At 65.3% G+C, this 7,592-nt stretch carries 2 protein-coding genes; both read right to left on the bottom strand.

The features are described from left to right. On the bottom strand, nucleotides 1-3,818 hold a 3,818-nt coding region (locus V6M46_RS13160; RefSeq protein WP_332665848.1), incomplete at its 3' end, for a DNA-directed RNA polymerase subunit beta'. 63 nt (nucleotides 3,819-3,881) lie between these two features. After that, nucleotides 3,882-7,346, bottom strand: a complete 3,465-nt coding sequence (rpoB, locus tag V6M46_RS13155; RefSeq protein ID WP_332665845.1) for a DNA-directed RNA polymerase subunit beta — start codon at nucleotides 7,344-7,346, stop codon at nucleotides 3,882-3,884. Nucleotides 7,347-7,592: the final 246 nt, after the last annotated feature.

Here is a 7,592-nt window from a genome sequence, read left to right as displayed (position 1 = left end):
TACTTCTCGTACGACGTGAAGTCGAAGTCATCCAGCTGCACCGGAGCGGAGTCCGGGGCGCCGAAGCCGTAGTCGTAGTCGCCGTAGCCGGTGACGGCGTAGGCGGCCTGACGGGCCTCTTCGGTGGGCTCGACCCGGATGTTCTTGTAACGGTCGAGACCGGTACCGGCCGGGATGAGCTTGCCGATGATGATGTTCTCCTTGAGGCCGCGCAGCGCATCCGACTTGCCGTGGATGGCGGCGTCGGTGAGGACGCGGGTCGTCTCCTGGAAGGAGGCGGCCGACAGCCACGACTCGACGGCCAGCGAGGCCTTCGTGATGCCCATCAGGACCGGACGGCCGGAGGCGGGGGTGCCACCCTCGGCGACGACGCGACGGTTCTCTTCCTCGAACTTGGCCCGATCGACCAGGTCACCGGGAATGAGGTTCGACGCACCCTGCTCGATGACCGTCACGCGACGGAGCATCTGGCGCACGATGATCTCGATGTGCTTGTCGTGGATCGCCACGCCCTGCGAGCGGTAGACCTCCTGGACCTCGTCCACGAGGTGCTCCTGAGCCCGGCGGACACCGAGGATGCGCAGGACTTCCTGCGGATCCGGGGTGCCGTGCGTGAGCTGCTGGCCGACCTCGACGTGGTCGCCGTCGGCGATGAGCAGGCGCGAACGCTTGGTCACGGGGTACTCCAGCACCTCGGAACCGTCGTCCGGCGTCACCACGAGCTTGCGCGTCTTGTCCGAGTCGTCGATCTCGACCCGACCAGCGGACTCGGTGATCGGCGCACGGCCCTTGGGCTGACGGGCCTCGAAGAGCTCCACGACGCGCGGCAGGCCGTGCGTGATGTCGTCTCCGGCCACACCGCCGGTGTGGAACGTACGCATCGTCAGCTGCGTGCCGGGCTCACCGATCGACTGGGCGGCGATGGTGCCGACCGCCTCGCCGATGTCGACGAGCTTGCCGGTCGCCAGCGAACGGCCGTAGCACTTCGCGCACGTGCCGGCCTTGGCCTCACACGTCAGGACCGTACGGACCTTGATCTCCTCGACACCGGCAGCGATGAGCTGCTCGATCTCGACGTCGCCGAGGTCGCCGCCGGCCGCGACGAGCACGTTGCCCTTGGCGTCGGTGACGTCAGTGGCGGCGGTGCGCGAGTAGGCCGAGGTCTCGACGTTCTCTGCGGCGACCAGGCGGCCGTCGTCGAGCTTCGTCGCGATGACCTTCGGCAGGCCACGCTCGGTGCCGCAGTCGTCCTCACGGATGATGACGTCCTGGCTGACGTCGACGAGTCGACGCGTCAGGTAGCCCGAGTCGGCCGTACGCAGAGCGGTGTCCGCGAGTCCCTTGCGGGCACCGTGGGTGGCGATGAAGTACTCGACCACCGACAGGCCCTCACGGAAGTTGGCCTTGATCGGACGAGGGATGATCTCGCCCTTCGGGTTGGCGACCAGACCACGCATGGCGGCGATCTGACGGACCTGCATCATGTTTCCGCGGGCACCGGAGTCGACCATCATGTAGATCGGGTTGTCCTCGTGGAAACCCTTCTCCATCTCGGCCGAGACCTCGGCAGTTGCCTGCGTCCAGATCTCGATGAGCTCCTGACGACGCTCGTCCTCGGTGATCAGACCGCGGTCGAACTGCGTCTGGACCTTGGCGGCCTGCGTCTCGTACGTCGCGAGGATCTCGGGCTTGCGGCCCGGGGTCACGACGTCCTCGATCGAGATGGTCACGCCGGAGCGGGTGCCCCAGTGGAAACCGGTGTCCTTGAGGTTGTCGAGGGAGTTGGCGACGTCGACCTTGGAGTAGCGCTCGGCGAGATCGTTGACGATCACACCGAGCTCCTTCTTGCCCACCTGGTAGTTGACGTAGCGGTAGTCCTCGGGCAGTGCCTCGTTGAAGATCGCGCGACCCAGGGTCGTGTCGAGGATCTCGCCGTCGATGCGGATCTTGACGTGGCTCTGCAGCGTGATCTCGTGGCGCTCGAACGCCATGATCGCCTCGGAGACCGAGCTGAACGCGCGACCCTCACCGATGTGCCCCGCACGCTCGAGCGTGAGGAAGTACAGGCCGATGATCATGTCCTGGGTCGGCATCGTGACCGGACGGCCGTCGGACGGCTTCAGGATGTTGTTGGTCGACAGCATCAGCACGCGGGCCTCGGCCTGCGCCTCTGCGCTCAGCGGCAGGTGCACGGCCATCTGGTCACCGTCGAAGTCGGCGTTGAACGCCGAGCAGACGAGCGGGTGGATCTGGATGGCCTTGCCCTCGATGAGCTGCGGCTCGAATGCCTGGATGCCCAGACGGTGCAGCGTCGGTGCGCGGTTGAGCAGCACGGGGTGCTCGGTGATGACCTCTTCGAGGACATCCCACACGACCGGACGAGCACGCTCGACCATGCGCTTGGCGCTCTTGATGTTCTGCGCGTGGTTGAGGTCGACGAGCCGCTTCATGACGAACGGCTTGAACAGCTCGAGCGCCATCTGCTTGGGCAGACCGCACTGGTGCAGCTTGAGCTGCGGGCCGACGATGATGACCGAACGGCCCGAGTAGTCGACGCGCTTGCCGAGCAGGTTCTGACGGAAGCGACCCTGCTTGCCCTTGAGCATGTCGGAGATCGACTTGAGCGGGCGGTTGCCCGGTCCGGTGACCGGACGGCCACGACGGCCGTTGTCGAACAGCGAGTCGACGGCCTCCTGCAGCATCCGCTTCTCGTTGTTGACGATGATCTCCGGAGCACCCAGGTCGAGCAGTCGCTTGAGCCGGTTGTTGCGGTTGATCACGCGGCGGTAGAGATCGTTGAGATCGCTCGTCGCGAAGCGTCCACCGTCGAGCTGGACCATCGGGCGCAGCTCCGGCGGGATCACCGGTACGGCGTCGAGGACCATGCCCTCGGGCGCATTGCTGCTGCCGAGGAACGCCGAGACGACCTTGAGGCGCTTGAGCGCACGGGTCTTCTTCTGGCCCTTGCCGGTCGCGATGATCTCGCGCAGCGACTCGGCCTCGGCGTCGAGGTCGAAGTCCTGCAGGCGCTTCTGGATCGCCGTGGCGCCCATGTAGCCCTCGAAGTACTTGCCGAAGCGGTACGTCATCTCGCGGTAGAGCAGCTCGTCGCCCTCGAGGTCCTGGACCTTGAGGTTCTTGAACCGGTTCCAGACCTCGTCCAGACGGTCGATCTCGCGCTGGGTGCGGTCGCGACGCTGCTTGGCCTCACGCTCGGCGGCGTCCTTGACCTTGCGCTTGGCGTCGGCCTTGGCGCCCTCGTCCTCAAGTGCCTTCAGGTCCTCCTCGAGCTTCTGCATGCGCTCGTTGACCTCGTTGTCACGACGGTTCTCGAGCTGCTTGCGCTCGAGCTCGATCTTGGTCTCGAGGCTCGAGAGGTCCTTGTGACGCGCGTCCTCGTCGACCCTGGTGATCATGTAGGCCGCGAAGTAGATGACCTTCTCGAGGTCCTTCGGGGCGAGGTCGAGCAGGTAGCCGAGCCGGCTGGGCACACCCTTGAAGTACCAGATGTGCGTGACGGGGGCGGCGAGCTCGATGTGGCCCATCCGCTCACGGCGCACCTTGGACCGGGTGACCTCGACGCCGCAGCGCTCGCAGATGATGCCCTTGAAGCGCACCCGCTTGTACTTGCCGCAGTAGCACTCCCAGTCCCGGGTGGGACCGAAGATCTTCTCGCAGAAGAGGCCGTCACGCTCGGGCTTGAGCGTGCGGTAGTTGATCGTCTCGGGCTTCTTGACCTCGCCGAACGACCATCCGCGGATGTCGTCGGCGGTCGCGAGACCGATCCGGATTTGATCGAAGAAGTTCACGTCAAGCACGTTGTCTTCTTTCCCTTTCAGAAATTCTTGCTGGAGCGTCGGGGGCGGTCTGATCCGTACGGATCAGACCTCCTCGACACTGGAAGGCTCACGCCGGGACAGGTCGATGCCGAGTTCTTCGGCGGCACGGAAGAGATCCTCTTCCGCGTCGCGCATCTCGACGGCCGAGCCGTCACTGGAGAGCACCTCAACGTTGAGACACAGGGACTGCATCTCCTTGACGAGAACCTTGAACGACTCGGGGATGCCGGGTTCGGGGACGTTCTCGCCCTTGACGATCGCTTCGTAGACCTTGACGCGTCCGAGGATGTCGTCCGACTTGATGGTCAGGAGCTCCTGCAGCGCGTACGCCGCTCCGTAGGCCTCGAGGGCCCACACCTCCATCTCGCCGAAGCGCTGTCCACCGAACTGCGCCTTACCGCCGAGAGGCTGCTGCGTGATCATCGAGTAGGGACCCGTGGAACGTGCGTGGATCTTGTCGTCGACCAGGTGGTGCAGCTTGAGCAGGTACATGTAGCCCACCGAGACGGGGTCGGGGAACTTCTCGCCGGTACGACCGTCGAAGAGCACCGCCTTGCCGTCACGCTTGACCATGCGCTCGCCGTCCCGGTTGGGGAGAGTCGAGGCCAGCAGGCCCTGGATCTCGTCCTCACGGGCGCCGTCGAACACCGGCGTCGCGATGTTGGTCGAGGGCTCAGCCTTGTCCGCCTTGATCTTGCGGAGGGTCTGCGCCCACTCGTCCTTCTCGTCGTCCGGGATCTGCCAGCCGGTCTTGGCGACCCAACCGAGGTGGGTCTCCAGCACCTGTCCGACGTTCATGCGACCGGGGACACCGAGCGGGTTGAGCACGATGTCGACGGGCGTGCCGTCCTCCAGGAAGGGCATGTCCTCGACCGGAAGGATCTTGGAGATGACGCCCTTGTTGCCGTGGCGACCGGCGAGCTTGTCACCGTTGGAGATCTTGCGCTTCTGGGCGACGTAGACGCGTACGAGCTGGTTGACGCCCGGGGAGAGCTCGTCACCCTCGGCCGAGTCGAAGACCCGGACGCCGATGACGGTGCCCGACTCGCCGTGCGGAACCTTGAGCGAGGTGTCGCGCACTTCGCGCGCCTTCTCACCGAAGATCGCACGGAGCAGGCGCTCCTCCGGGGTCAGCTCGGTCTCGCCCTTGGGCGTGACCTTGCCGACCAGGACGTCGCCGTTGCCGACCTCGGCACCGATGCGGATGATGCCGCGCTCGTCCAGGTCCGCCAGCATTTCCTCGCTGACGTTGGGGATGTCGCGGGTGATCTCCTCGGGACCCAGCTTCGTGTCGCGGGCATCGACCTCGTGCTCCTCGATGTGGATCGAGGTCAGCAGGTCGTCCTGGACGACTCGCTGCGAGAGGATGATCGCGTCCTCGTAGTTGTGACCCTGCCACGGCATGAACGCCACGAGCAGGTTCGTCCCGAGGGCCATCTCGCCCTCGTCGGTGCACGGGCCGTCGGCCAGCGGGGTGCCGACCTCGACGCGCTGACCCTGCTCGACCAGCGGACGCTGGTTGGTGCAGGTGCCCTGGTTGGAGCGACGGAACTTCGCCAGACGGTAGGTGAAGTAGGAGCCGTCGTCCTGCATGATCTCGATCGCGTCCGCGGACACCTCGTTGACCACACCGGCGACCTTGGCCACCGTGACGTCACCGGCGTCGACTGCGGCACGGAACTCCATGCCGGTGCCGACGAGCGGGGCGTCGTTGCGGATCAACGGCACGGCCTGACGCTGCATGTTCGAGCCCATGAGGGCGCGGTTGGCATCGTCGTGCTCGAGGAACGGGATCAGCGCCGTGGCCACCGACACCATCTGTCGGGGCGAGACGTCCATGTAGTCGACGTCAGCAGCGGGGCGAAGCTCGGCCTCGCCACCCTTCTGGCGTACGAGGACCATGTCCTCGGCGAACGTGCTCTTGTCGGTCAGGACCGAGTTGGCCTGAGCGATGATGAAGCGGTCCTCGTCCGTCGCGGTGAGGTAGTCGACCTGCTCGGTGACCTTGCCCTTGACGACCTTGCGGTAAGGCGTCTCGACGAAGCCGAACGAGTTGATCCGGCCGTAGGACGCGAGCGAGCCGATCAGGCCGATGTTGGGGCCTTCCGGGGTCTCGATCGGGCACATGCGGCCGTAGTGCGACGGGTGGACGTCACGGACTTCGTAGCCGGCGCGCTCACGGGACAGACCACCAGGTCCGAGGGCGGACAGGCGACGCTTGTGCGTCAGTCCGGCCAGGGGGTTGTTCTGGTCCATGAACTGGCTGAGCTGCGACGTGCCGAAGAACTCCTTCAGCGCTGCGACGACCGGGCGGATGTTGATCAGCGTCTGCGGCGTGATGGCCTCGACGTCCTGAGTCGTCATGCGCTCGCGGACGACCCGCTCCATGCGGGCCAGGCCCGTGCGGAGCTGGTTCTGGATCAGCTCGCCGACCGTACGCATACGACGGTTGCCGAAGTGGTCGATGTCGTCGGCCTCGACGATCGTCTGGCCTGCGGCCGTCGTCAGCTCTTCCTCGCCGGCGTGCAGCGCGACGATGTACTTGATCGTCGACACGATGTCGTCGATCGTCAGCGTCTGCTGGTCGAAGGCCTCTTCGACGCCGAGCTTCTTGTTGATCTTGTAGCGACCGACCTTGGCCGTGTCGTAGCGCTTGGCGTTGAAGTAGTAGTTGTCCAGCAACGTCTGCGCGGCCTCGCGGCTGGGCGGTTCGCCCGGACGCAGCTTGCGGTAGATGTCGAGGAGCGCCTCGTCCTGGGTCGTCGTGTTGTCCTTCTCCAGGGTCAGGCGGATCGACTCGTACTGGCCGAACTCCTCGAGGATCTGTGCCTCGGTCCAGCCCAGCGCCTTGAGCAGCACCGTGACGCTCTGCTTGCGCTTGCGGTCGAGCCGCACGCCCACGAGGTCGCGCTTGTCGATCTCGAACTCGAGCCACGCACCACGCGACGGGATGACCTTCGCGGTGTAGATGTCCTTGTCGGACGTCTTGTCCGGAACCCGCTCGAAGTAGACGCCCGGCGAGCGGACGAGCTGCGAGACGACGACACGCTCGGTGCCGTTGATGATGAAGGTGCCCTTGTCCGTCATCAGCGGGAAGTCGCCCATGAAGACGGTCTGGCTCTTGATCTCGCCGGTCTCGTTGTTCATGAACTCAGCGGTCACGAACAGCGGAGCCGCGTAGGTGACGTCGCGGTCCTTGCAGTCCTCGACGGAGTACTTGGGCGGCTCGAAGCGGTGGTCACGGAACGACAGGCTCATCGTCTCGGAGAAGTCCTCGATCGGGGAGATCTCTTCGAAGATCTCCTCGAGCCCGGACTTCGTGGAGATGTCGGTCCGGCCGCCGGCGAGGGCTTCCTCGACACCGGCCTTCCACGAGTCATCGCCGATCAACCAGGCGAAGCTGTCGGTCTGCAGAGCCAGAAGCTCTGGGACCTCAAGGGGTTCTGAGATTTTTGCAAAGGAGATGCGGCGGGGCTGAACAGGTGCGGAGGTGCGCGAGGCGGCCAAGAGGGGTCCTTCCAAGGGCTCGCAGGCGGGTGGCTCGATGGATCTTGCTGCGCGCACGCCAATCGACCCCGGTCAAGGGGACATGGGCAGACAGAGCGGGCGCGAAAGTTCAGTGTAACCCGCAGGGCACAGCGAAGCAAGGGCGGGTCTTGACAAAGCCAGCCGCTTGGGGGAGTCTATTTGGCTTTTCATGCGAATCGGCGGATATCCACGCACGAACTCGCCGTGAGATTCCCGGCTCGCCGC

The organism is Aeromicrobium sp., from assembly GCF_036676885.1.
Taxonomy (GTDB): Bacteria; Actinomycetota; Actinomycetes; order Propionibacteriales; family Nocardioidaceae; genus Aeromicrobium.
This window is presented reverse-complemented; position numbering and strand designations above follow the sequence as displayed.